18 protein-coding genes are annotated in these 23170 nt (G+C 73.0%); 8 read left to right on the top strand and 10 right to left on the bottom strand.

The window, feature by feature from the left end:
• Positions 1-456 precede the first annotated feature (456 nt).
• The 3 genes from ACFV0O_RS26205 to ACFV0O_RS26195 form a co-directional block, all read right to left on the bottom strand.
• Complete coding sequence (locus ACFV0O_RS26205) at positions 457-1086, bottom strand: hypothetical protein (protein WP_380345832.1); 630 nt, start codon at positions 1084-1086, stop codon at positions 457-459.
• Between the two features lie 326 nt (positions 1087-1412).
• Positions 1413-2111 (bottom strand): hypothetical protein, encoded by a 699-nt coding sequence (locus ACFV0O_RS26200; RefSeq protein WP_380345826.1) that lies wholly within the window; start codon positions 2109-2111, stop codon positions 1413-1415.
• A 109-nt stretch (positions 2112-2220) separates the two neighbouring features.
• Entirely contained in the window at positions 2221-2643 is a 423-nt protein-coding gene (locus ACFV0O_RS26195) for a hypothetical protein (protein ID WP_380345824.1), read from the bottom strand.
• A gap of 224 nt (positions 2644-2867) precedes the next feature.
• Here ACFV0O_RS26195 and ACFV0O_RS26190 point away from each other — a divergent pair, with 224 nt between their 5' ends.
• The 3 genes from ACFV0O_RS26190 (at position 2868) to ACFV0O_RS26180 (ending at position 7431) form a co-directional block, all read left to right on the top strand.
• Positions 2868-4031 (top strand): 4-hydroxybenzoate 3-monooxygenase, encoded by a 1164-nt coding sequence (locus ACFV0O_RS26190; protein ID WP_380345830.1) that lies wholly within the window; start codon positions 2868-2870, stop codon positions 4029-4031.
• 103 nt (positions 4032-4134) lie between these two features.
• Positions 4135-6063 carry a methyltransferase gene (locus ACFV0O_RS26185; protein WP_380345823.1) on the top strand — a complete coding sequence of 643 codons (1929 nt, stop codon included), beginning with the start codon at positions 4135-4137 and terminating at the stop codon, positions 6061-6063.
• A 756-nt stretch (positions 6064-6819) separates the two neighbouring features.
• Positions 6820-7431 (top strand): hypothetical protein, encoded by a 612-nt coding sequence (locus ACFV0O_RS26180; protein WP_380345821.1) that lies wholly within the window; start codon positions 6820-6822, stop codon positions 7429-7431.
• 234 nt (positions 7432-7665) lie between these two features.
• Here ACFV0O_RS26180 and ACFV0O_RS26175 read toward each other — a convergent pair whose 3' ends face one another.
• From ACFV0O_RS26175 to ACFV0O_RS26155, 5 genes are all read right to left on the bottom strand, one after another.
• A complete protein-coding gene (locus ACFV0O_RS26175) occupies positions 7666-7896 on the bottom strand; it encodes a hypothetical protein (protein ID WP_380345820.1) in 231 nt (76 codons plus the stop codon).
• A gap of 51 nt (positions 7897-7947) precedes the next feature.
• Positions 7948-8697 (bottom strand): pyruvate formate-lyase-activating protein, encoded by a 750-nt coding sequence (pflA, locus tag ACFV0O_RS26170; RefSeq protein ID WP_380345818.1) that lies wholly within the window; start codon positions 8695-8697, stop codon positions 7948-7950.
• A 79-nt stretch (positions 8698-8776) separates the two neighbouring features.
• Positions 8777-11041, bottom strand: coding sequence for a formate C-acetyltransferase (gene pflB, locus ACFV0O_RS26165; RefSeq protein ID WP_380345817.1), 2265 nt, complete (start codon positions 11039-11041; stop codon positions 8777-8779).
• 12 nt (positions 11042-11053) lie between these two features.
• Entirely contained in the window at positions 11054-13717 is a 2664-nt protein-coding gene (gene adhE / locus ACFV0O_RS26160; protein WP_380345816.1) for a bifunctional acetaldehyde-CoA/alcohol dehydrogenase, read from the bottom strand.
• Positions 13718-13918: 201 nt separating this feature from the next.
• Positions 13919-14797 carry a universal stress protein gene (locus ACFV0O_RS26155; protein WP_380345815.1) on the bottom strand — a complete coding sequence of 293 codons (879 nt, stop codon included), beginning with the start codon at positions 14795-14797 and terminating at the stop codon, positions 13919-13921.
• 172 nt (positions 14798-14969) lie between these two features.
• On the opposite strand from ACFV0O_RS26155, the gene ACFV0O_RS26150 reads away from it, so the two are divergent.
• Entirely contained in the window at positions 14970-16721 is a 1752-nt protein-coding gene (locus ACFV0O_RS26150; RefSeq protein ID WP_380345814.1) for a GAF domain-containing protein, read from the top strand.
• Positions 16722-16779: 58 nt separating this feature from the next.
• Here the strand turns inward: ACFV0O_RS26150 and ACFV0O_RS26145 are convergent, their stop codons facing one another.
• Together ACFV0O_RS26145 and ACFV0O_RS26140 are read right to left on the bottom strand one after the other, a co-directional pair.
• Positions 16780-17172 carry a pyridoxamine 5'-phosphate oxidase family protein gene (locus tag ACFV0O_RS26145; RefSeq protein ID WP_380345812.1) on the bottom strand — a complete coding sequence of 131 codons (393 nt, stop codon included), beginning with the start codon at positions 17170-17172 and terminating at the stop codon, positions 16780-16782.
• 107 nt (positions 17173-17279) lie between these two features.
• Complete coding sequence (locus tag ACFV0O_RS26140) at positions 17280-17981, bottom strand: response regulator (RefSeq protein ID WP_380345811.1); 702 nt, start codon at positions 17979-17981, stop codon at positions 17280-17282.
• Positions 17982-18364: 383 nt separating this feature from the next.
• Between ACFV0O_RS26140 and ACFV0O_RS26135 the strand changes: the two genes are divergently transcribed.
• The 4 genes from ACFV0O_RS26135 to ACFV0O_RS26120 are packed head-to-tail and all read left to right on the top strand — an operon-like array spanning position 18365 to position 23120.
• Positions 18365-19852, top strand: a complete 1488-nt coding sequence (locus ACFV0O_RS26135; RefSeq protein ID WP_380345809.1) for an amino acid permease — start codon at positions 18365-18367, stop codon at positions 19850-19852.
• Between the two features lie 18 nt (positions 19853-19870).
• Complete coding sequence (locus tag ACFV0O_RS26130) at positions 19871-21094, top strand: arginine deiminase (RefSeq protein ID WP_380345807.1); 1224 nt, start codon at positions 19871-19873, stop codon at positions 21092-21094.
• A gap of 23 nt (positions 21095-21117) precedes the next feature.
• The gene (gene argF, locus ACFV0O_RS26125; protein ID WP_380345805.1) at positions 21118-22122 is read left to right on the top strand and encodes an ornithine carbamoyltransferase; all 1005 of its coding nucleotides are present in this window, start codon (positions 21118-21120) and stop codon (positions 22120-22122) included.
• A 2-nt stretch (positions 22123-22124) separates the two neighbouring features.
• Entirely contained in the window at positions 22125-23120 is a 996-nt protein-coding gene (locus tag ACFV0O_RS26120; protein ID WP_380345803.1) for a carbamate kinase, read from the top strand.
• Positions 23121-23170 lie beyond the last annotated feature (50 nt).

Raw genomic sequence — 23170 nt, 5'->3', positions numbered from 1 at the left:
CGGACCTCGTCCGAACTGTGGAGCGCCAGGCCCGGGTTGCACGGACTCTTCCTACTGAAAGTAGGACGTGCTCTGGTAGCACCGCTGACGCCTGGCGAGGAATCGTTCTCCCTCGCGACGAGAAGAATACTAGCAGGTCAGCGACCCGGCACCGACATCGATCCCGGGACAGCCCGGAGCGGCCAGGAGTGACCCGATCGCGTGGCGGACTGCAGGATCCCGCCGTGCGCCGTGACGCCTGAAACACGCTCACGCGGTCGGCGGCCCAGCCGGGATCCGGGCCTGCGGCTGGGATGCCCTTCTCCGGGAGGCCCCGGAGAGCCCGGGGCCACCCTGGTATGAACAGGCCGCCGGCTTCGGTCCGAAGCGGTTTCGGCGGCGAGGTCTTCGGCATCGGATTGCCGATGGCGGGGTCGACGAACGGGACGGCACCGAGGGGTTCCGGCAGGCCGGGTCCTACGGCGTCGGCGGCGAAACCGGGGCGGGAAGGTCGAGGAGTCGGGCGAGGGCGGCGGTGACGGTGGCGCTCCGGTCGGGCAGGTACTCGGAGGCCCAGTGTGCCGCCAGTGCGAGGAAGTCGGCCAGATCGCGCTCGACGTCGGCGAGCAGGCGGCGGAGTTCGGCGACGGGCAGCTCCATGACGGGGCTGCCGGTCTGCTCGGCGTTGACGGTGAGCCGTACGGTGTCGCCGAAGCGCTCGGCGATCGGTGACACGGGCTCGTGGCCGAATCCGAGCAGGCCGCCGTCGTCCACGAGCCGCTGCCAGTCGCGCCAGTCCTCCAGTCCGTCGCAACAGCCCGGCAGGAAGTCGACGCCGCTGGAGGTGTCGGCGACCCGCAGGCCTCCGGCCGCGTAGGGACTGCCGAAGGTCAGGAGTCCGTGGAGGAACGAGTCGCGTGCGCCCGCCGGACGCGGTGGGCGGTCGTCGTCGGGGTCGATGTCGTTGCAGCTCGCGATGAGCATCATCGCCGTCCCGACCTCGGCGGACGAGAGCCGGCCGCTGAGGGGCAGAAAGCCGGACGGCGGGATGTCGGCGACGGGCCAGAGGCCGAAGCTACGAGGAACCGCCTCCAGGACGGGCTGCATCACGATCACCCGGCGAAGTGTCGCGCATCCCGGGTGCGTTCTGCCTCCCGGTTTTCGCCCGTACGGGCCGTGAACGCGAACGAGGTCCGACACCTGGGTGGGTGCCGGACCTCGTCCGAACTGTGGAGCGCCAGGCCCGGGTTGCACGGACTCTTCCTACTGAAAGTAGGACGTGCTCTGGTAGCACCGCTGACGCCTGGCGAGGAATCATTCCCTCGCGACAGGAAGAACACTAGCAGGTCAGCGGCCCTGCATCGAACCGCCGGAGGCCGCGGGCTGAAGGCGCCCGCGGGGACACGGGTGGGCGGCCGGGCCGGCCGACCGGGTCACTGCAGGATGTTGATCGCGCGGGCGATCACCAGGGTGGCCACGATGAGGGAGGTCGCGGCCTCCACCATCATCAGCAGTTTGGCCCACCTCTTGATCGCGGAGACGTCGGTGGGGCTGAACGCGGTGGCGGTCCAGAAGGACAGTGACAGGTAGTCGGCGAAGTGCGGCACCCAGTCGGCCGGTGCGTGGGTGGTGTGCTGCATCTCGGGGAAGACGAACACGGGCTTCGTGTGGGGCCGGTGGGCGCGGGCGGCGGCGCCGCCGCGGTCCAGGTCCCAGTACCAGAGTGCGAAGGCGATCACGTTCGTGATCCAGGTGACTCCGCCGGTGGCGAGCAGGCCGGTGGCGTTGTTGGCGAACAGCTTGTTGTTGGTCAGGATGTCCACCACGAGGTGGACGCCCGCGTGCAGGTTCGACGCGGTGATGAAGGCGATCATGGCTTCGGTGACCACCCGGAGCCAGGTCTTCTGACGGTCGATCCGCCCCGGGTCCCCGATGATGAGTACCGCGAGCAGGGTGAGCATGACCACGGGGACCACCCACACGGGGTCCAGCCGGTACGCCGCGGGCAGCGCCACGTGGAGCAGCGCGGCGGCTGCGATCGCCGTCGACACCGGCCACCAGCGCTCGCCGCGCAGGGCGGCCGGGTCGGGGGTCACCGCCGGCGTACCGGCCGGGCCGGGGCTTGGTCGCATGCCTCATTGTGACCTCGCCGGTGCGGTCACGCCGTGGTCCGGCGGCCGGTTGGCGCGTCGGCCGCCGGTACACCGCCGCCGGTCCACCGGTCGTCGGCACGGCAGCCGTTCAGCTCGCGGAGCCGACCAGGACCGCCAGGCCCGCCACGACGCCCGCGTAGGCGAGCACCAGCAACAGGCCGCAGAGGAGCAGCAGCCAGCCGGTGAGGATGCCGAGCAGGGCGAGCCCGCGGTCGCGGCCGCCCAGGCGCTTGCCGCGGCGGCGGCCGAGGTGCCCGGCCGGGATGGCGACGAGGCCGCACACGAACACGCCGAACGTGTAGAAACCGCCGTACATCAGCCAGAAGATCGGGGTCACGAAGACGGCCACGACCAGGCTGACGCCCATGGCGGCGGACCAGAAGCTGACCCGGGCGGGCGTGTTGCGGGCTTCGGCCGACGGCGCTCCGGCCGACGGCGCTCCGGTTGCCGATGCGGCGGCCGACGGCGCTTCGGTCGCCGGTGCGGCGGTCGGCTGGGTGCTGCTGGTCATGGTGGATCGTCCCCTCGGTTCGGTGAGCCACCCTACGAGAGCGGCTGCCCTGGTCGGCGGGGCCCCGGGTCCGACGGCCCGGCGGAGCGACAAGAAGAAGGGCTGATCATCCCACTACTAGCTGATTCGGGTTATTTCAGACCATTTATGTATCCGATGAGGCCTATGATCCACTCTCTGTGGCCACACGTCAGAACAGCTCAGCAGACCAGGAGTCCGCCGCCGTGGTCATCCTCGGCGCGGGACCGGCCGGGCTGACCCTCGGGAACCTCCTCCACGCGCACGGGATCGACTGCGTCGTCCTCGAACGCTCCGACCGGGCCGCCCTGGGGGCCCGGGCCAGGGCCGGCTTCCTCGCGGCGAACACCGTCCGCACGCTCGAACGCCACGGCCTCGCCGACGGCCTGCGCCGCCACGGCCGCCCGCACGGCGTGTGCGAGTTCCGCACCGACGGCGGCCGCTTCCGCCTGGACTACGGCTCCCTCGGGCGCCGTGAGCTGCACACCGTCTACCCCCAGCAGGACCTCGTCGCGGACCTGCTGACGCACTACCTGGACGCCGGCGGCCGGATCAGCTTCGGCACCGAGGCACTGGCCGTGCACGACGCCGACGGCGTCCGGCCCGTCGTCGCCGCGCGCGACGCGCACGGCCGCCCCGCCCGGTGGCAGGCCCGCTACGTGGCCGGGTGCGACGGCCGGCACGGCGCGGCCCGGCGCTCGCTGCCCCCGACCGCCCTGCGCCACCACCGCGACCACGGTGTCAGCTGGCTCGGCCTGCTCGCCCAGGCGCCCCCGAGCCTCGACGCCGTCGGCTACGCGACCCACCGGAGCGGCTTCGCCGGACACATGGCCCGCACCCCCGAGGTGACCCGCTACTACCTGCAGTGCGAGCGCGGCACCCCGGCCGACGCCTGGACCGACGAGCAGGTCTGGGACCGCCTCGACCTGCGGATGCGCGCCGCCGACCACGGGCCGCTGCGCCGCGGCAGGATCCTCCGGCGCACCGTCGTCGACCTCTCCTCCGACGTCGTCGAACCGCTGCGCCACGGTTCGCTGCTGCTGGCCGGGGACGCCGCGAGCCTGATCAGCCCCTCCGCCGCGAAGGGCGCCAACCTCGCGGTGTTGGAAGCCGAACTCCTAGCCGAGGCCCTCGTCGGCGACCTCGCCCACGGCGACGCCACGGCGCTGGAGCGGTACTCGCGACGCTGCCTGGCCCACATCTGGCGCGCACAGGAGTTCTCGCGCTGGATGATCCGGCTGCTGCACGCCGCCCCCGGCACGGACGGCGAATCGTTCTTCCACGAATCGCTGCGCCGCTCGCGCCTGGACTCGCTGCGCACCTCGCGCGCCCATCAGGACTGGTTCGCCGAGAACTACGTCGGCGTGTGACCTTCCGCCCGCTCTCTCCCCGCACCCCTCTCCCCGCACCCTCACCCCCGGGTCACGGCGTCCGAACCGGCGTGACCCGACCACCGGAAAGTGATGCCCCGCGATGACGGCGACACCCCCGGACCACGCGACACCCCTGGACCACGCGACGACAGTCCCGGACGCGACGACAGTCCCGGACGACGCGGCCCGCCTGCGCGAGGCGGCCGCGTTCGTCGAGGAACAGGACACCGCCACCCTGCTCCGACTTCTCCTGCCCGGCCTCGACGGTCCGGAGCTGCGGGCGCTGGCCGACCACTGCCGGTTCGCGCACGCCGCGCTGCTCGTCTTCCCGCCCGACGCCGCCACGCTGCGCGCCCACCTGGCCGCCTGCGGGCTGGACCCGGACACGCCGTCCTACCCGAGCACCGTGGTGCGGGGGCGCCTGGCCCGTCGGCACGGCCTCGACGAAGCCGGGCTCGACGTCAGGATCGTGCGCCCGCCGGTACCCGGGCCGCACCGGGAGCGGACCGTCGAGGTGTTCGCCCTGCCCGTGCCGCCGGGCTCGGACCTGGCCGCCGTCGCCGCGTACGAGCGCGCACACCGGGAGGAGGCGCACCTCGCCTTCGAGGTCGCCCGCCCGGACGCCCTGGTGCTGGGCGGCCTGTGCTCGCTGCTGACCCGGCACGGCGCGGCACCGGACGGCGGCGGCCACAACCCGCACGAGGACGCGACGGTCCTCTACTTCACCGCTCCCGCGCACACCGCGGCCGGGTACCGGCGGGTGGAGCTCCACGCCGCGGGCAACCACCCCGCCGTGCTCGCCGCCCACCTGGGCGCGGACGGCCGGGAGCACGCGGACGGCCGGGAGCACGCAGACCGCCCGGACGCCGCGGACGGCACCGACCCGGCGCACCGGCCGGCCGAGGACCTCCTGCGGATGCTGACCGGCGCGTGGACGACGCAGGCCCTCGCCGTGTGCGCGCAACTGCGGCTGCCCGACGCCCTGGACACCCACACGCCGGCCGGACCGCACACGCTCGCCCGGGCCGTCGGCGCCGACCCGGGCAGCCTGGCCACGCTGCTGCGCTACCTCGCGATGGTGGGCGTGACGGCCCGGGACGGGGACGGCTTCCGGCTCACCGAGCTCGGCGCCCTGCTGCGCAGCGACGCCCCCGGCTCGATGCGGTCGCTGGCCCTGATGTACGGCGGCCCGTTCTACCGCTCCTTCGCGGCCCTGGGCCACACCGTCCGCACCGGCGAGGTCGGCTTCGACCACCTCTTCGGCGAGAACCACTTCGACCACTTCGCCCGCGACCCGGAGCTCGCCGACCTGTTCGACCAGTCCATGGCCGCGAGTTCGCGGATGTTCGAGCCGCTGCCCGCGCACCCGGTCCTCGCCGGCACGGACGGGGCGCCCCGCCCCCGGACCGTCGTCGACGTCGCCGGCGGCAACGGTGAACTCCTCGGGCTCGTCCTCGCCGCGCACCCGCACCTGCGCGGCGTCCTGCTGGAGCGCCCGCACGCCGTGGAGGCCGCGCGCCGCCGGCTCGACGCGGCCGGCTGCGGAGACCGGTGCGACTACCGCAGCGGTGACTTCGCGGACGTCCCGCCGGGCGCCGACGTCTACCTGCTGTCCCGGGTGCTGCACGACTGGGACGACGCGCGCTGCCGCGAGATCCTGCGCCACTGCGCCCGCGCCATGCCCGCCCACGCCGACCTGCTGGTCGTCGAACGCCTGCTGCCGGCGGACGGCTCGACGTCGCTGGCCACCGCGTGGGACCTCCACATGATGTGCAACACCGGGGGCCGGGAACGCGACGCCGACGACTACGGCCGGCTGTTCGCCGACGCCGGGCTGCGCCTCGTGGACCACGCGCCGCTGCCCCTGGGCGCCGCCGTCCTGCACGTCCGTAGGACGGCTGCGCCCGCCGGCCCGCCGCTGCCGCAGCAGGAGGACCGACGCGAGGACCGACGGGAGGCGCGGCGGGAGGCGCGGTGCGTCCCGGCGCACGGCGGGCGGGGGCCGGAGGCGGGACCGTTCCTGCCATGACCTGTGGCGTGGATCAGACCGCCAAGTGAGCAAATACGATCAAGGAACACCAAGCGCACCGAGGTTGAACAACAAGCTGAGCCGGACGGTCAGCCGGGGCTGCGGGCCGGCTGCAACGACCCGCGGTCAGGTCCCGGTCCTCGTCATGGCCGGCGCCGACAGCGAGTTCTGGCCCAGCACCCACGCCGAGGCCAGCCGCCCTCAACCCCCGCGCCACCGCCGCCGTCATCCCCGACATCGGCCACACCACGCACGTCGACCAACCCGACGCCGTCAACCGGCAGTTGCTCGCCTTCGCCGCCACCTTGCGCTGAACCCGGCGTGAAAGATCCGCGAGTCGCTGTTTCGCGGACCCGGCGCGCCGCCCACCGCGCGGTCATCGACTCCGTGGAAGCCCACCGGTGTGAGAACAGCTCCGGCACACGGCCGGGGCCGGGCGCGGGTGTGGCCGGGGCAGGCGCGGCGTCACCAGTGCACCATCCGGTTGGCGCTGCCCTCCCCGGAGCGGGCCGGGGTGTTGTCGCGGGCCCTGACGCGGAAACAGCTCCAGGTCGGCGGTGGACCTCGCCGGCACCCGGGCCCGGACCGTCGTGGACCGGTCCGCCTCCGCCACCCGCAGTGACCGCCCGGTCGTCCGGTCGTCCGGGAAGGCCGCCGGGCCCCGGGGAGCGGTGGCCGCTCGGATCGCCGCAGGCGTGACGGGCGAGGAGACTGGCCGGAGGGGGTGGTGCCCGGGAGCAGTCGGAAGGACGGGAGATGATCATGCGAAAGGGAATATTCACCGTGCTGTCGCTCGCGACGGCCGGTGCACTGGCGGCCGGGGTGAGCGCGGTGCCGGCGCAGGCGCAGACACCGTCGCCGGTCGTCGTCACGCAGAGCACCGGTGCGTCGCTGCCGGTGAACACGGCACTGCCCCTCAAGGCCGTCGAACGGTTCTTCCCCGAGGTCACCCAGGTCGTCAGCGTCGGCCCGGACAGCACTGCCGTCGGCCGGCCCACGGCCACCGTCGCCGTGGTGTTCGCCGACCCGACCGGAACCATGAAGGTCACGGTCTCTGCCGACCTCTACGGCAGCGCCTCCGCCGCAACGGCCGCCTTCCGGCAGGCCTCCCGGGCCGCCGGCGCCGTCCCGGGCTTCACACCGCTGACCACACCGAGCCTCGGCACGGCAACCACCGGCGGCACCGTCACCATGGACGGCGAGACGCACATCGGCATCGGCGTGCTGGACGGCAGCCACATCATCGGCGTGACCCTGGCCGGCTTCGACGCCACCCCGGCCAACACCGCCCGCCTCGTCGCCCTCGTGCGCGCGACAGTCACCGCTGCCGATGCGGCCGTGGGCGCCGCCACGACCGCCGCGCGGTAGCCGACCCCGAGGCGGCTGCCGACTCCTGGCGGTCACTCCGCCACCGGCCACGCCACTCACTCAGCCGCTGTCCCCGGGTGACTTCGGTGAGCGGCCGGAAGAGGGCGGTGTTCCGCAGGTGACCCGGTTCTATGTGTGCCCCGACGGCGGTCTGCCCGGCTCGCCGGGGCCGGAGGGTCGGGTGCCGATGCGGGCCCACTCGTCCGGGAGTCGGCTCACCGTGTCCGGCGGAGTTCAGGCCGAGTCCGCCGTCAGGCGGCGGCGCAGCACCAGGGTGGCGAGGAGGAGGAGCCCGGCCGCGTAGGCGCCCAGTACGGCGAGGTTGCCCCGGATGTCGGTCAACCCGCCGTGGTGCGAGAGTAGTTGTGTCCAGGAGTCCACGGCCCAGGACTGCGGGACGACGTGCCCGGCGGCGCGCAGCCGGCCCGGGACCAGGGCGGGCGGCCAGATGCAGCCGCCGAGCATGCCGAGCAGCCGTTCGGCGCCCCGGGACCTGTCGGGGTGCCCATCCGGGTTTCAGACGGTGTGCAGGCCCTGTGCGGCGAAGATCGCCCGGGCCTCCGCGATCTGCTCCGGCGAGGGCACCGGGGTGTCGGCGAGGGGGAAGTCGAGCCCGAGGGCGCGCCACTTGGCGGCGCCGAGTCGGTGGAAGGGCAGGACGTCGACCCGGGTGACGTTGCCGAGCGAGGCGGCGAAGGTGGCGATGCCCCCGATGTTCGAGGTGGGGTCGGTCAGGTTCGGCACGAGGACGAACCGCAGCCAGACCTCCTTGCCCAGGTCGGCCAGGCGGCGGGCGAAGTCGAGCGTGGGGCCGAGCCGCTGTCCCGTCAGGTGCCGGTAGAGGGCGCGGTCCCAGGACTTGATGTCGAGCAGGACGAGGTCGGTGTCGGCGAGCAGCGCGTCGTCGGCGCGGGCGCCGAGGAAGCCGGAGGTGTCCAACGCGGTGTGCAGTCCGAGTTCGTGCCTGAACCGGTGCAGCAGCTCGCCGGTGAGGGCGGGTTGGAGGAGCGGCTCGCCGCCGCTGACGGTGGCGCCGCCGCCGGAGGCACGGATGAAGTCGGTGTACTTGGCGGCCTCGCGCACGATCTCCTCGGCCGAGCAGGGGCGGCCGTGGCGCATGGAGCGGGTGTCGGGGTTGTGACAGTACAGGCAGCGCAGCGGGCAGCCGGCCAGGAAGGTGACGAAGCGGGTGCCGGGGCCGTCCACTCCGGTGGACAGGTCCCAGGAGTGCAGCATGCCGGTGACCGGCTGCGGGGCGGCGGCCATGGGGGTGTGCTCCTTCTGCGGGGCGGCGCGGTGCCGGCGCCGGTGGTCGGGGAGGCGTCGGCACCGCGAGCGAGTGGGGCTACAGCGCGTCGTGGAAGGTGCGGCCGATCACGTCCAGCTGCTGTTCGCGGGTGAGCCGGACGAAGTTGACCGCGTAGCCGCTGACCCGGATGGTGAGCTGCGGGTACTTCTCCGGGTGGGCCATGGCGTCGAGGAGGGTGTCCCGGTCGAGGACGTTGACGTTCATGTGGAAGCCGTGGCAGCTGGTGTAGCCGTCCAGCACCCCGACCAGGTTGCGGACCCGCTCCTCGGGAGTGCGGCCGAGCGCGTCCGGGGTGACGGTGTTGGTGAGGGAGATGCCGTCCTCGGCGTGTTCGTACGGGAGCTTCGCGACCGACAGCGCCGCGGCCACGTAGCCGTGGACGTCGCGCCCGTTCATCGGGTTGGCACCGGGTGAGAACGGCTCGCCCGCTCGCCGTCCGTCCGGGGTGTTGCCGGTCTTCTTGCCGTAGACGACGTTGGAGGTGATGGTGAGCACGGACTGGGTGTGCTCGGCGCCCCGATAGGCGGGGTGCTTGCGCACCTTCGCCATGAAGTCCTCGACCAGCCGGACCGCGATGGCGTCCGCCCGGTCGTCGTTGTTGCCGTACGCCGGGTAGTCGCCGTCGACCAGGTAGTCGGTGACCAGGCCGGTCTCGTCCCGCACCGGGGTGACCTCGGCGTACTTGATGGCCGACAGCGAGTCGGCGGCGACCGCGAGGCCGGCGATTCCGCAGGCCATGGTGCGCCGGACGTCCCGGTCGTGCAGGGCCATCTCGATCCGCTCGTAGGCGTACTTGTCGTGCATGTAGTGGATGACGTCGAGTGCGTGGACGTACGTCCCGGCGAGCCAGTCCAACTGCTCGTCGAAGCGGGCCGTCACCTCGTCGTAGTCGAGGACGTCCCCGCCGACGGGGGTCGTGGCCGGGCCGACCTGGAGGCCGGACCGCTCGTCCCGGCCGCCGTTGATCGCGTAGAGCAGGGTCTTGGCGAGGTTGACCCGGGCGCCGAAGAACTGCATCTGCTTTCCGACCTCCATCGCGGAGACGCAGCAGGCGATCGCGGTGTCGTCGCCGAAGCGCGGGCGCGTCAGCTCGTCGGACTCGTACTGGACCGAGGAGGTGTCGATGGATACGCGGGCGCAGAACTCCTTGAAACCCCGGGGCAGGTGCGGGGACCAGAGGACCGTCATGTTCGGTTCGGGGGCCGGGCCCAGGTTGTAGAGGGTCTGCAGGTAGCGGAAGGAGGTCCGGGTGACGAGGGTGCGGCCGTCGGTGCCGATGCCGCCGATCGATTCGGTGACCCAGGTCGGGTCCCCGGAGAACAGCTCGTCGTACTCGGGGGTGCGCAGGAAGCGGACGATCCGCAGCTTGATGACGAAGTCGTCCACCAGTTCCTGGGCCTGCTGTTCGTCGAGGAGCCCGGCCGCGAGGTCGCGCTGGAGGTAGACGTCGAGGAAGGTCGAGGTGCGGCCGAGCGACATGGCCGCGCCGTTCTGCTCCTTGACCGCCGCCAGGTAGGCGAAGTAGAGCCACTGGACCGCCTCACGGGCGGTGGCGGCCGGGCCCGAGATGTCGTGCCCGTAGGCCGAGGCCATCTCCTTGAGCTCCCCCAGGGCCCGTACCTGTTCGGCGAGTTCCTCGCGCTGGCGGATGGTCTCCTCCAGCCGCGCCGGATCGGTGGGTGCGGCGTCCAGCTCGGCCTTCTCGGCTCGCTTGGCCGCGACCAGCCGGTCCACGCCGTAGAGGGGGACCCGGCGGTAGTCGCCGATGATCCGGCCGCGCCCGTAGGCGTCCGGAAGGCCGGTGATGACGCCGGCCTTGCGGGCCGCGAGGATCTCGGGCGTGTAGGCGTCGAACACGCCGTCGTTGTGGGTCTTGCGGTACCGGGTGAAGACCTTCTCCAGCTCCGGGTCGACCGGGTAGCCGTAGGTCCGCAGCGCGCCCGCCACCATGCGCCAGCCGCCGTACGGCATGATCGCCCGCTTCAGCGGGGCGTCGGTCTGCAGGCCGACGATCAGCTCCCTCTCCCGGTCGATGTATCCGGGCGCGTGCGCGGTGATGCCGGCCGGGACGTCGTACGCGACGTCGTACACGCCTCGGGCGCGCTCCTCGGGGAAGCGGGCGGTGATCTGCCGCCACACCTCGGTGGTCCGCTCGGTCGGGCCGGCCAGGAAGGCGGCGTCGCCCTCGTACGGGGTGTGGTTGTGCTGGATGAAGTCGCGGACGTCGACGGTGTCCCGCCATGGTCCGCTCCGGAAGCCGTTCCAGGCGACGGCGGTCCGCTCGTGCTGCGAGGCGGTCATCTCGGTGTCCTCTCAGGCCTGGTCGCCGTAGTAGGCCCGGCGCATCAGCTGCTGCAGGTCGGCGAGCATCGGCATCCGGGGGTTGGCGGGGGCGCACTGGTCCTCGTAGGCGTTCATGGCCTGCTGGGGGAGGGCCGCCAGGAATGCGGCCTCGTCGACTCCGGCCGCCTTGAAGGAGCGCGGGATGCCGGCCCGGTCCCGCAGGTCCTCGACCGCCGCGGCGAGGGACTCGACGCCCTGCTCGGGGGTGTCGGCCGGCAGGCCGAGCATCCGGGCGATCGCCTGGTAGCGCTCGGGGGCGGTGTAGCTCCCGTACTTGGGCCAGCCGGTGACCTTGGCCGGGGCGGAGCCGTTCCAGCGGATCACGTGCGGCAGCAGCAGGGCGTTGGTGCGGCCGTGGGCGAGGTGGAAGGTCGCGCCGAGGGTGTGGGCCATGGCGTGTACGGCGCCGAGGAAGGCGGAGCCGAAGGCCATTCCGGCGATCGTGCCGGCGTTGTGCATCCGCTCGCGGGCGAAGGGGTCGGCCGGCCCGTTCAGCACCGCGCGCTCCAGGTTGTCGAAGATCAGCCGGATGCCCTGGAGCGCGAGTCCGTCGGTGAAGTCGTTGGCGTAGACGGACACGTAGGTCTCGATGCAGTGGGTGAGCGCGTCGAAGCCGGTGTCCGCGGTCACGTGCTTCGGCAGGCCGGTGGTCAGCGCCGGGTCCACGATGGCCACGCTCGGGGTGAGCGCGTAGTCCGCGAGCGGGTACTTCTGGCCGGTGGCGGTGTCGGTGATCACCGCGAAGGGCGTGACCTCGCTCCCGGTGCCCGAGGTGGTCGGGATGCACACCAGCTTCGCCTTCTCACCGAGGTCGGGGAAGGTGAAGGCGCGCTTGCGGATGTCGAAGAACTTCTCCTTCAGGTCCGCGAACTCGACCTCCGGGTGCTCGTACATCAGCCACATCACCTTGGCCGCGTCCATCGGCGAGCCACCGCCCAGCGCGACGATGGTGTCCGGCTCGAACTCGCGCATCAGGGCGGCGCCCTTGCGCACGGTGTCGATGCTCGGATTGGGCTCGACGTCGTCGATCACCCTCACCTCGACCGGGTCGTGGCGGCGGTCGAGCACGCCCCGGATCCGCTCCAGATGGCCGATGTCCACCATGGTCCGGTCGGTCACGACGACGATGCGGTGCGCACGGGGCATGCTCGCCAGGTACTTCACCGAGTTGCGCTCGAAGAAGATCTTCGGCGGAACCTTGAACCACTGCATGTTGGTGTTGCGCCGCCCGATCCGCTTGATGTTGACGAGGTTCAGCGCCGAGACGTTCCCGGAGACCGAGTTGTGTCCGTAGCTGCCGCAGCCCAGGGTCAGCGAGGGCGTGAAGGCGTTGTAGACGTCGCCGATGCCGCCCTGCGAGCTGGGCGCGTTCCAGATGATCCGGCAGGCCTTGACCGCGTGCCCGAACTCCTCGACGAACGCCGCGTCCTCGGTGTGCACCGCCGCCGAGTGCCCGAGGCCGTTGAACTCCACCATGGCGGAGGCCAGTTCGACGCCTTCCGCGCGGGAGCGGGCGGTGAGTACGGCCAGGACCGGGCAGAGTTTCTCCCGGGTCAGCGGCTCCGAGGGCCCGACCCGCTCGCAGTCGACGAGGATCACCGAGGTGTCGGCCGGCACCTCGAAGCCCGCCGCCTCCGCGACCTGCGTCGCCGAGCGGCCCACCACCTCGGCGTTCAACCGGTCGCCGGCGCACGCCGTCCCCTCCCCGGCCCCGAACAGGTACCGCTCCAGCAGCACCTTCTCGTCGGCGCTCGCGTGGTGCGCCTTGAGCGTCCGGAACTCGGCGAGTGCCGCCTCCCGGATCTCCGCGTCCAGGACGACGGCTTGCTCGGAGGCGCAGATCATGCCGTTGTCGAAGGACTTCGACAGCACGATGTCGTTCACCGCCCGCTTCAGGTCCGCGCTCCTCTCCACGTACGCGGGGACGTTGCCCGCGCCGACGCCCAGCGCCGGCTTGCCGCAGGAGTACGCGGCCCGCACCATCGCGTTGCCGCCGGTGGCCAGGATGGTGGCGACGTCCGGATGGTTCATCAGGGCGTGGGTGGCATCCATCGACGGTTCCGCGATCCACTGGATGCAGTGCGCCGGGGCGCCGGCTGCCACCGCCGCGTCCCGGACGATCCTGGCCGCCTCGGCCGAGCAGCGCTGAGCCGACGGGTGGAAGGCGAACACGACCGGGTTGCGGGTCTTGAGGGCGAGCAGGCACTTGAAGATCGTGGTGGAGGTCGGATTGGTCACCGGGGTGATGCCAGCGACCACCCCCACCGGCTCGGCGATCTCCACGACGCCGTCGATCTCGTCGCGGTGCACCACCCCGACCGTCCTGGTCCGGGCCATCACGTGGGTGACGTTCTCGCACGCGAAGACGTTCTTCACCGCCTTGTCCTCGAAGACCCCGCGCCCGGTCTCCGCCACGGCCAGCACGGCGAGCCCGGTGTGCTCGGCCAGCGCCGCCAGCGAGGCCTTCCTGACGATGTGGTCGACCTGTTCCTGGGTGAACGGGGCGTACTCCCGCAGGGCCTCCAGGGCGGAGGCGACCAGTGCGTCGACGGCGGTGGGCGGCTGGGGCGTGAGGTTGGGAAGGCTGTTGCTCGCGGGAGCCGCCTTCGACTCGTGTTGCGGGCGACGTGCCATGGTGGACCACCTCTCCGGACCTCGTCCGAACTCGGGGCGCCGGGCGGGTGCCGTGCGCCTTCTCCTCAAGACTTCCTCGCGCGCTGCGCCGGGGGATCCGACCAATGGGACCCGCTTGCGGCCGAAGGTCCCGGGCCCGGCGCGCGGTCGGTCCCGGGCCCGGCGCGTGGTCGGTCCCGGGGCCGGGGCCCGGTGGACGGTTCAGTCGTGCGGTACGACGGCGACCGGGCCGTGGGCGTGGTGGAGCACCGACTGGGCCACCGGCCCCAGCCGGGGTCCGACCACCGGATGCCTGGGGGCGCGCCGGCCGAGGACGGTCAGCGAGGCGGTGCGGGACGCCTCCACGAGCATCCTGCTCGCGCTCCAGGGGCACACCTCGACCTCGGTGCGGACCTTGGGGAACTCGTCCTGCCAGCGCGTCAGGGCGTCCTGCAGCCGCACCTGTTCGGCGACCGCCAGGGACTCCCCGATCTCCCGCTGCTCCACCGGCGCCGCCGTCGTGTACGGGCCTCGGAAGGTGTCCCGGCTCTCCATCACCTTCAGGGCGGCGCCGGTGCCGGCCGCGTGCCGGAACGCGAAGGCGAGCACCGCGTCGCACGGCCGGTCGCCCTCGACGCCCACGACGACGGGCCCGGGCTCCGCAGCCGGTCCGGCGGTCCCGGTTCCTGCGTCCGATCCGGCGCGGACCAGCACCACCGGGCCGTGCGCGTGGGCGGCGGCGCGCAACCCGACCGAACCGACCAGGAGGTCGGCGAATCCGCCCAGCCCGCGCGAGCCCAGTACCAGGACCGCGGCCCGCCGGGCGGTGGCGGCCAGCGCGTAGGCCGGGTTCCCGGGGACGGTCTCGCAGGAGACCTCCAGGCCGGGCAGCTCGGCCGCGATCCGGTCCCGGATCGCGGCCACCGGGCCCGGCAGCGCACTGCCGCCGCCGAGGTCGCGGTCGAGCGCGTCCACCTCGCCGCCGGCGACGAGGACCATCCGCAGCGCGAGCCCGGTCCGGCGGGCCTCCCGGGCGGCCCACTCGGCCGCCGTCGCGCTTTCTGACGAGCCGTCGATCCCCACCACCACGCTGTGCGACATCGTTCTGACCTCCCCGGTCGATGGAGGACCGCGACACCGTTAGGCGCGGTCCCGTCCGGCGACCAGAATCCCGTTGCGCCGGTGGCCGGCCACAGGGGTCGAGCAGCCCCACCTCGGTGCCGAAGGTCCCGGGATCCGGCGGCCTCTGCGAGAATCGGCCGCGACCTCGGCGATGAGAATCGGCCGCGACTTCGGCGATGAGGAGGGGCCCGTGAGCGGCGAGACGATGCGGTCACGGATGCCGCAACTGCGGCTGGACGAGCTGTTGGAGGAGCTCCAGTCGCGGATCGACGCGGCCCGCGGCACCCGGGACCGGGTGCACAGCCTGCTGGAGGCGGTGCTGTCGGTCGGCCGGGAGCTGGACCTGACACAGGTGCTGCGGCGGATCGTGGAGGCCGCCGCCGTCCTGGTCGACGCGCGGTACGCGGCGCTCGGCGTGATCGGGCCGGACGGGGAGACGCTGTCGCAGTTCCTCACGGTGGGCCTGTCGGAGGAGGAGATCGCCCGGATCGGCCCCTACCCGACCGGCCGGGGCCTGCTGGGGGAACTGATCCACCGTCCGGCGCCGCTGCAGCTGGCCGATCTCTCCGAGCATCCGTCGTCGGTGGGCTGCCCGGCGCACCACCCGGTGATGCGGACCTTCCTGGGCGTGCCGGTGCGCGTGCGCGAGGAGGTCTTCGGCAACCTCTACCTGACCGACAAACGGGGCGGCGAGGAGTTCGACGCCGAGGACGAGGCGGTGATCTCCACCCTGGCGGTGGCCGCGGGGGTGGCGATCGACAACGCCCGGCTGTACGAGGAGGCCCAGCGCCAGCAGCGCTGGCTCAGCGCGAGCGCCGAGATCACCCGCGCCCTGTTGTCCGGCGGATCCCGGTCCGAGGTGATCGGGCTGATCGCGCAGCGGGCGAGGGAGATCACCGGCGCCGAGCTGGCCGACGTCTCCGTGCCGGTGGCCGGTACCGACACGGTCCGCGTGGAGCTGGCGCTGGGCGGGGACGTGGACGGCCGGGCGGGCCTGGTGGTTCCCCTGGAAGGGTCGCTGTCGGGGACGGCCTGCGCCTCCGGGGTGTCGGTGACCACCGCGGATCTGGCCGGTGATCCTCGGCTGTCCGCCGAGCCGCGCCGGTTCGCCGGGCTCGGACCGGCGGTCGCGGTCCCCCTGGGCCGGGCGGAGGGACAGATCGACGGTGTGCTGCTGCTGGCCAGGGAGACCGGCCGGCCCGAGTTCACCGACCGGGAGATCGGCCCGCTGCTGGGCTTCGCCGACCAGGCCGCGCTGGCCCTGGAGCTGGCGGAACGCCGCCGCGACGTCGAGCAGTTGGCGATGCTGGAGGACCGTGACCGGATCGCGCGAGACCTGCACGACCTGGCCATCCAGCGACTGTTCGCGACGGGGATGACGCTGCAGAGCGCGGCCCGGGTCATCGACCATCCCGGCGCCTCCGACCGGGTGCTGCGCGCGGTGGGGGACCTGGACGAGACCATCAAGATCATCAGGTCGACGATCTTCGGTCTGAGGGCGCGGGAGGAGAAGGGCGGCCACGGCCTGCGGTCGCGCGTGGTGCGGGTGGCCGAGGAGGCGCAGGCGGCGCTCGGGTTCCCGCCCAGGCTGAGCATGGAGGGCCTGCTCGACACGGACGTGCCCGCGGAGGTGGCCGACCACGTGGTGGCGGTCCTGGGAGAGGCGCTGAGCAACGCGGCCCGGCACGCGCGGGCCGGGCGGGTCGAGGTGGTCCTGCAGGCGACCGGGTCGCGGGTGGTGCTCACGGTGCAGGACGACGGGGTGGGCATCCCGGAACAGGGGCGGCGCAGCGGGCTGCGCAATCTCGCGGAGCGGGCCGAGACCCTCGGGGGCGCCTTCGAGCTGGCCTCTCCGGAGGCCGGCGGCACCAGGTTGTCCTGGTCGGCGCCCCTGGGACACTGACCCCGCCTCGTACACCGCGCCCGTCGTGCCGGCCGAAATGCCGGAGGCGGCGCTCGGGTCAGCGTCGGACCACGTGGCTCGGAGCGAACAGGCGGCCGCTCACCAGTTCGGGAAGGATGCGGACGGTGACCGTCTCGGCCGGCCCGGTCGGCCCCGTCGGCGTCCGGTCGGGTGTGACGTCGGCGCGGCCGAGGACCGTCACGCTCCAGCCGGCGCCGTCCGCCGCGTCGAGTTCCCCGGCCTCGAAGGCCACCAGCGCGCCGGAGACCGCCCGGACCAGCTCGGACTCGGCGGCGGTGCTCAGCAGTACGCTTCCGTCGGCCCCGAGCCGGTAGCGGGCGGGGCGGACGGCGGGCAGGGCGCCGACGGTGTAGACGACCCGGCCGACCGAGAGGCCGGCGAGGAGCCGTCGGCACTCTCGCCCGTCCAGCGGCGTGGTGTCAGGTGTCATGGCATCGATGGTGTCGCCGCATCGGGCACCGGGGGAGGGGCCGTTGGTCCCCGGCGGGGATGCCGACCGGACCCGGCCGGGGCGACCGGTGCCCCGGGACGGCCGGCTCAGCGGCCGGGCCGGCCGGTCGGCTGCCCGTGGGGACCCAGGGTCTGGGTGGCGATCAGGGCGGCCTGGACGCGCCGTTCCACGCCGAGTTTGGCCAGCAGACGGGAGATGTGGTTCTTGACGGTCTTCTCGGCGAGATAGAGCCGCTGACCGATCTGGCGGTTGGTGAGCCCCTCGCCGACCAGAGCGAGGACCTCCCGCTCCCGTTCGGTGAGCTGGGGCAGGTCGGAGCGCTGCTCGGTGACGGCGTCGCCGCGCAGGCGGGCCATCAGCCGGGTGGCGGCGCCGGGGTCGAGCATCGACTGGCCGGAGGCGACCGTGCGCACGGCGGAGACCAGGTCGGTTCCGCTGATCTGCTTGAGGACGTAGCCGGCGGCCCCGGCCATGATGGCGTCCAGGAGGGCCTCCTCGTCGTCGAACGAGGTGAGGATCAGACAAGCCAGTTCGGGCATGCGGGAGCGCAGTTCGCGGCAGACCGTCACACCGTCGCCGTCCGGCAGCCGCATGTCGAGGACGGCGACGTCGGGGCGGAGCGCGGGGATCCGGGTGAGCGCCTGCTCGACCGTGGCGGCCTCGCCGATCACCCGGAGGTCCGGCTCGGCGTCCAGCAGGTCGTGCACGCCACGGCGGACCACCTCGTGGTCGTCCAGCAGGAACACCCTCACCGAGCCGTTCGTCCCAGCCCTCGGACTCTCCGTCATCACCGCTCCAACCCCGTGGGCCCGCCCCGGTGGCAGGCTGTGTGAAACCTACGCGAAGTCTGGCGTGACCGGGACAGTTTCGACAGGGCCGTCCGGCCCTGTTCGTTCCGGCCCTGTTCGCTCCGATCGTGTTCGTTCCGGCCGAGGGAGCGGGCCGTGCGCCCGCGTGCGCCATCTCGACGGGTCGACCGCGGCGGGCCGGCGCCGGACCCCGGTGGTCCCGGGGTGATCCGGGACCACCGGGGAGACGGACCGGGACCGCGGGCACGGGCGACAGGGACCGTCGGCCCCTGGGACGGAACCTCCCGGCGGACCCAGGATCTTTCTCGGCGAGCGGTGGGCAAGGCCGCCCGCACCTTCCACCCCGATCGAGGAGCACCCTCATGTCCGCACCCGACCACCCGGATCCACCGGCCGCCGCCGCGGCCCCGGGGCAACGGAGAACCGACACACGATTCGGGCTGCCCGCCGCGACCGCGCTGGTCGTCGGCAGCATCATCGGGACCGGGGTGTTCGCCCTGCCGTCCGCGCTCGCTCCCTACGGGCCGATCGCCCTGGTGGCGTTCGTCGCCGTGACCGTCGGCGCCCTCGCACTGGCGGTGGTGTTCGGTCGACTGTCCGAGCGGGTGCCGGGCAGCGGCGGTCCGTACGTCTACGCCCGGGAGGCCTTCGGCGAGTTCGCCGGGTTCCTGACCGCCTGGTCCTACTGGATCACCGCCTGGGCGGGCAACGCGGCCATCGTGGTGGCCTGGGTCGGCTACGTCGAGGTGTTCGTGAACAAGGGCCACCACACCTGGGCCTCGATCACGATCGCGCTGGCCGGGCTCTGGCTGCCCGCGGCCGTCAACCTGACGGGCGTACGGAACATCGGCGCGTTCCAGGTCGTCACCACCGTGCTCAAGTTCCTGCCGTTGGGCTTCATGGCGACCGCCGGACTGCTGTTCGTCAAGTCCGGCAACCTCGGGGCCTTCAACGCGAGCGGGGGCTCGGCCATCGGCGCGATCTCGGCGGCGGGCGCCATCGCTCTCTTCAGCTACATCGGCCTGGAGACCGCCTCGGTCGCCGCCGGCCGGGTCCGGGACCCGAAGCGCAACGTGCCCCGGGCGACCGTCTACGGCACCCTGGCCTGCGCCGCGATCTACCTGCTCGGCACCCTGGCCGTCTTCGGCACCGTCCCGCACGGCCGACTCGTCGGCTCCACCGCACCGTTCACCGACGCCTTCAACACCATCGCCGGCGGCACCTGGGCCGGGAACCTGGTCGCCGCCGCCGCGATCGTCTCCGGCCTCGGGGCACTCAACGGCTGGACGCTGATCTGCGCCGAGATGCCGCTCGCGGCGGCCCGGGACGGACTGTTCCCGCCCGCCTTCGCCAAGGTCCGGGGACACGGCCAGGTGCCCGTCTTCGGCATCGTGTCGGCCACCCTGCTCGCGTCGCTGCTCACCGTGGTCAGCTACACGCAGTTCACCAAGGTCTTCACCGAGATCGTGCTGCTGAGCGTGCTCACCGCCGTCATCCCCTACCTGGTGTCCGCGGCCGCCCAGTTGCTCTGGCTGGCGCAGCGCGGCCGCGCCGAGCTCGACCGGCGACGGCTGGCCCGGGACGCCACCGTCACCGTCCTCGCCCTGGTGTTCTCCTACTGGTCGATCCAGGGCAGCGGCTACCAGACCGTCTACTACGGCCTGTTCACCGTCCTGCTCGGCATTCCGGTCTACATCTGGCTCAAGCGGGAGCACAGCGGGAACGCCACGGCCCCGGCAGCGCCCCGCGGCCCCGGCACGGCCGACCCCGCACCGGCGGCCCGCACGTCCCACCCCGTCGGCCTGCCGACGATCATCCTCCGCGCGCTGCGCCCGCGGCACCAGCACTGAGAACAAGGAGCACCATCGATGAACACCCTGCGTGTCGACTCCGAAGCCGGCCGCCTGCGCCAGGTCATCCTGCACCGCCCCGGCCTGGAACTCGCCCGGCTCACCCCCCGCAACGTCGACGATCTGCTGTTCGACGACATCCTGTGGGCCAAGCGCGCCCGCGAGGAGCACGACGCCTTCGCCCAGGTGCTGCGCGACCACGGAGTCCGCGTCCACCACTACGCCGACCTGCTCGGCGAGACCCTCGCCCTGCCACCGGCCCGGGCCTGGCTGCTCGGACAGATCGTCACCGAGGCCACCGTCGGGCCCGCCCTGGTCGACCCGGTCCGGGCGCTGTGCGAGGACCTCGACGGCCCGACCCTCGCCGAGTACCTGATCGGCGGCGTCCTCAAGGACGACCTGCCGCTGAAGAGCCCGCACAGCCTGGTCTGGAGCGCGCTGGGGGAGCAGGACTTCGCCCTGCCGCCGCTTCCCAACCACCTCTTCCCGCGCGACAACTCCGCCTGGATCGGCGGGCGTTACAGCCTCAATCCGATGGCCCGCCCGGCCCGCCGCCGGGAGACCCTGCACACCGCGGCGATCTACCGCTTCCACCCGCTGTTCGCCGAGACGGCGCCCCCGCTGCTCGACGGCACCGTCCAGACCCCGGGCAGCACCCTGGAAGGCGGCGACGTCCACGTCCTCGCCGAGGGCGTCGTGATGGTCGGGATGGGTGAGCGCACCACCGCGCAGGCCGTGGAGACCCTCGCCCGGCAGCTGTTCCTGACCGGCACCGCGCACCGGCTGATCGCCGTCCGGCTGCCCGAGAGCCGCGCCTTCATGCACCTGGACACGGTCCTGACGATGATCGACCGGGACGCCTTCGCCGTGTACCCGGGCCTCGCCGACCGGCTGCGCTCCTGGACCCTGACGCCGGCCCCGGAACAGCCGGCCGGCTTCGACGTCCGCCCCGACACCGATCTCGCCGCCTCGCTCGCCGAGGCCCTCGGTCTGGACAAGGTGCGCTTCCTCTCGGCCGCGCAGGACATGCGCGCCGCCGAGCGCGAACAGTGGGACGACGGCAGCAACTTCCTCGCCCTCGAACCCGGCGTCGTCGTCGGCTACGAGCGCAACACCACCACCAACACCCACCTGCGCAAGCAGGGCATCGAGATCGTCACCATCGCCGGATCCGAGCTCGGCCGGGGCCGCGGCGGCCCGCGCTGCATGAGCTGCCCCGTCCAGCGCGACCCCGCCAACTGACCCCCCCACGAGGAGAAGCCGCCATGACCACGGACCTGCACGGCCGCCACTACCTGAACGAGCTCGACTTCACCGCCGCCGAGATGCACCACCTGCTCGACCTCGCCGCCGAGCTGAAGGCCGCGAAGCGGGCCGGCACCGAGACGCCCCGGCTCACCGGCCGCCGCCTCGCCCTGATCTTCGAGAAGAACTCCACCCGCACCCGCTGCGCCTTCGAGGTCGCCGCGGCCGACCAGGGCGCCACCACCACCTACCTCGGCCCGGACAGCTCCCACATCGGCCACAAGGAGAGTGTCGCCGACACCGCCCGCGTCCTCGGCCGGATGTACGACGCCATCCAGTACCGCGGCTTCGACCAGGGGACCGTCACCGAACTCGCCCGCCACGCCGGAGTGCCGGTCTACAACGGCCTCACCGACGCCTGCCACCCCACCCAGAGCCTGTGCGACGTCTTCACGATGCGCGAGCACAGCGGCCGGCCGCTGGAGGAGATCTCCTTCTGCTACCTCGGCGACGCCCGCAACAACACCGCCAACTCGCTGATGGCGATGGGAAGCCTGCTCGGCATGGACGTCCGGATCGCCGCGCCGCGCGCACTGTGGCCCGAGCCGGAGCGCGTCGCCGCGTGCCGGGCGCTCGCGCCGCACACCGGGGCCCGGCTGACCGTCACCGAGGACGTGACCGAGGCCGTGCGCGGCGCCGACTACCTCTACACCGACGTGTGGGTCTCGATGGGCGAGGACCACGACCACTGGCCCGACCGGATCGCACAGCTGCTGCCGTACCAGGTCAACGCCAAGATCCTCGCCGCCACCGGCAACCCGGACACGGCCTTCCTGCACTGTCTGCCGGCCCTGCACGACACCCGCACCGACCTCGGCGCCGAACTCGCCGCCCGGCACGGACTGGACGGGCTCGAAGTCACCGACGAGGTCTTCGAGTCGCCGGCCTCGCTGGTGTTCGACCAGGCCGAGAACCGGATGCACACCATCAAGGCGATCCTGGTCGCCACCCTGGGGAGGGACTGACCGTGCGCATCGTCGCCGCCCTCGGCGGGAACGCCCTGCTCCAGCGGGGCGAACACCCGGACGCCGCAGTCCAGTTGCGCCACGTCCACCAGGCGGCCCGCTCGCTCGCCGAGCTCGTCGACGCCGGGCACGAGGTGGTGATCACCCACGGCAACGGCCCGCAGATCGGCCTGCTCGCCGTCGAGAGCGAGACCGACCCGGGGCTCACCGCCCCGTACCCGCTGGACGTGCTCGGCGCCCAGACCCAGGGCATGATCGGCACCCTGCTCGCCCGGGAGCTGATGAACCGGCTCCCCGGCCGGGAGGTCGCCGCTCTCGTCACCCACACCGAGGTCGACCCGCGCGACCCGGCGTTCACCCACCCCACCAAGTTCATCGGCGGGCAACTCGGTGTGCAGCAGGCCCGGACCCTGGAGCGCGAGCGCGGCTGGACCACTGCGCAGGACGGTGCGCACCGCCGCCGCGTCGTCCCCTCGCCCGAACCACGGGCGGTGCTCGAAGTACCCGTCGTCCGCCGCCTGCTGGCAGGCGGAACGGTGGTGATCTGCGGAGGCGGCGGGGGCGTCCCGGTCGCCCGCGACCGCGACACCGGCCGGTTCCGGGGCGTCGAGGCCGTCGTCGACAAGGACCTCACCGCCGCCCTCCTCGCCGAGCACCTCGACGCCGACGCCCTGGTCATCCTCACCGACGTCACACACGTGTTCACCCGCTACGGCACCGCCCACCCCGGCCCGCTGGTGACCACCACCCCCGAGCGCCTGCGCGCACTGGACCTGCCCGAAGGCTCGATGCGGCCCAAGGCCGAGGCTGCCGCCGCATTCGTCGAACGGACCGGAGGACTGGCCGCCATCGGGCCGCTCGACAACGCCCTCGGCACCGTCCTGGGCACCACCGGGACCACCGTCCGCGCCGCCCCCGGCGGCGGAGAGAAGGGCCCCGGGGCCCTGCCGGCGGGACGTCCGGCCGACGACGGTGCCGCCCGGCACCCGGCAGTCTGAAACCACGTTCCTTCTTCACCGATGCCGCCACCGGGCGGGGCAACGTCCGC

Origin of the sequence: Kitasatospora sp. NPDC059577 (assembly GCF_042735475.1) — a bacterium.
GTDB lineage: Bacteria > Actinomycetota > Actinomycetes > Streptomycetales > Streptomycetaceae > Kitasatospora.
This window is presented reverse-complemented; position numbering and strand designations above follow the sequence as displayed.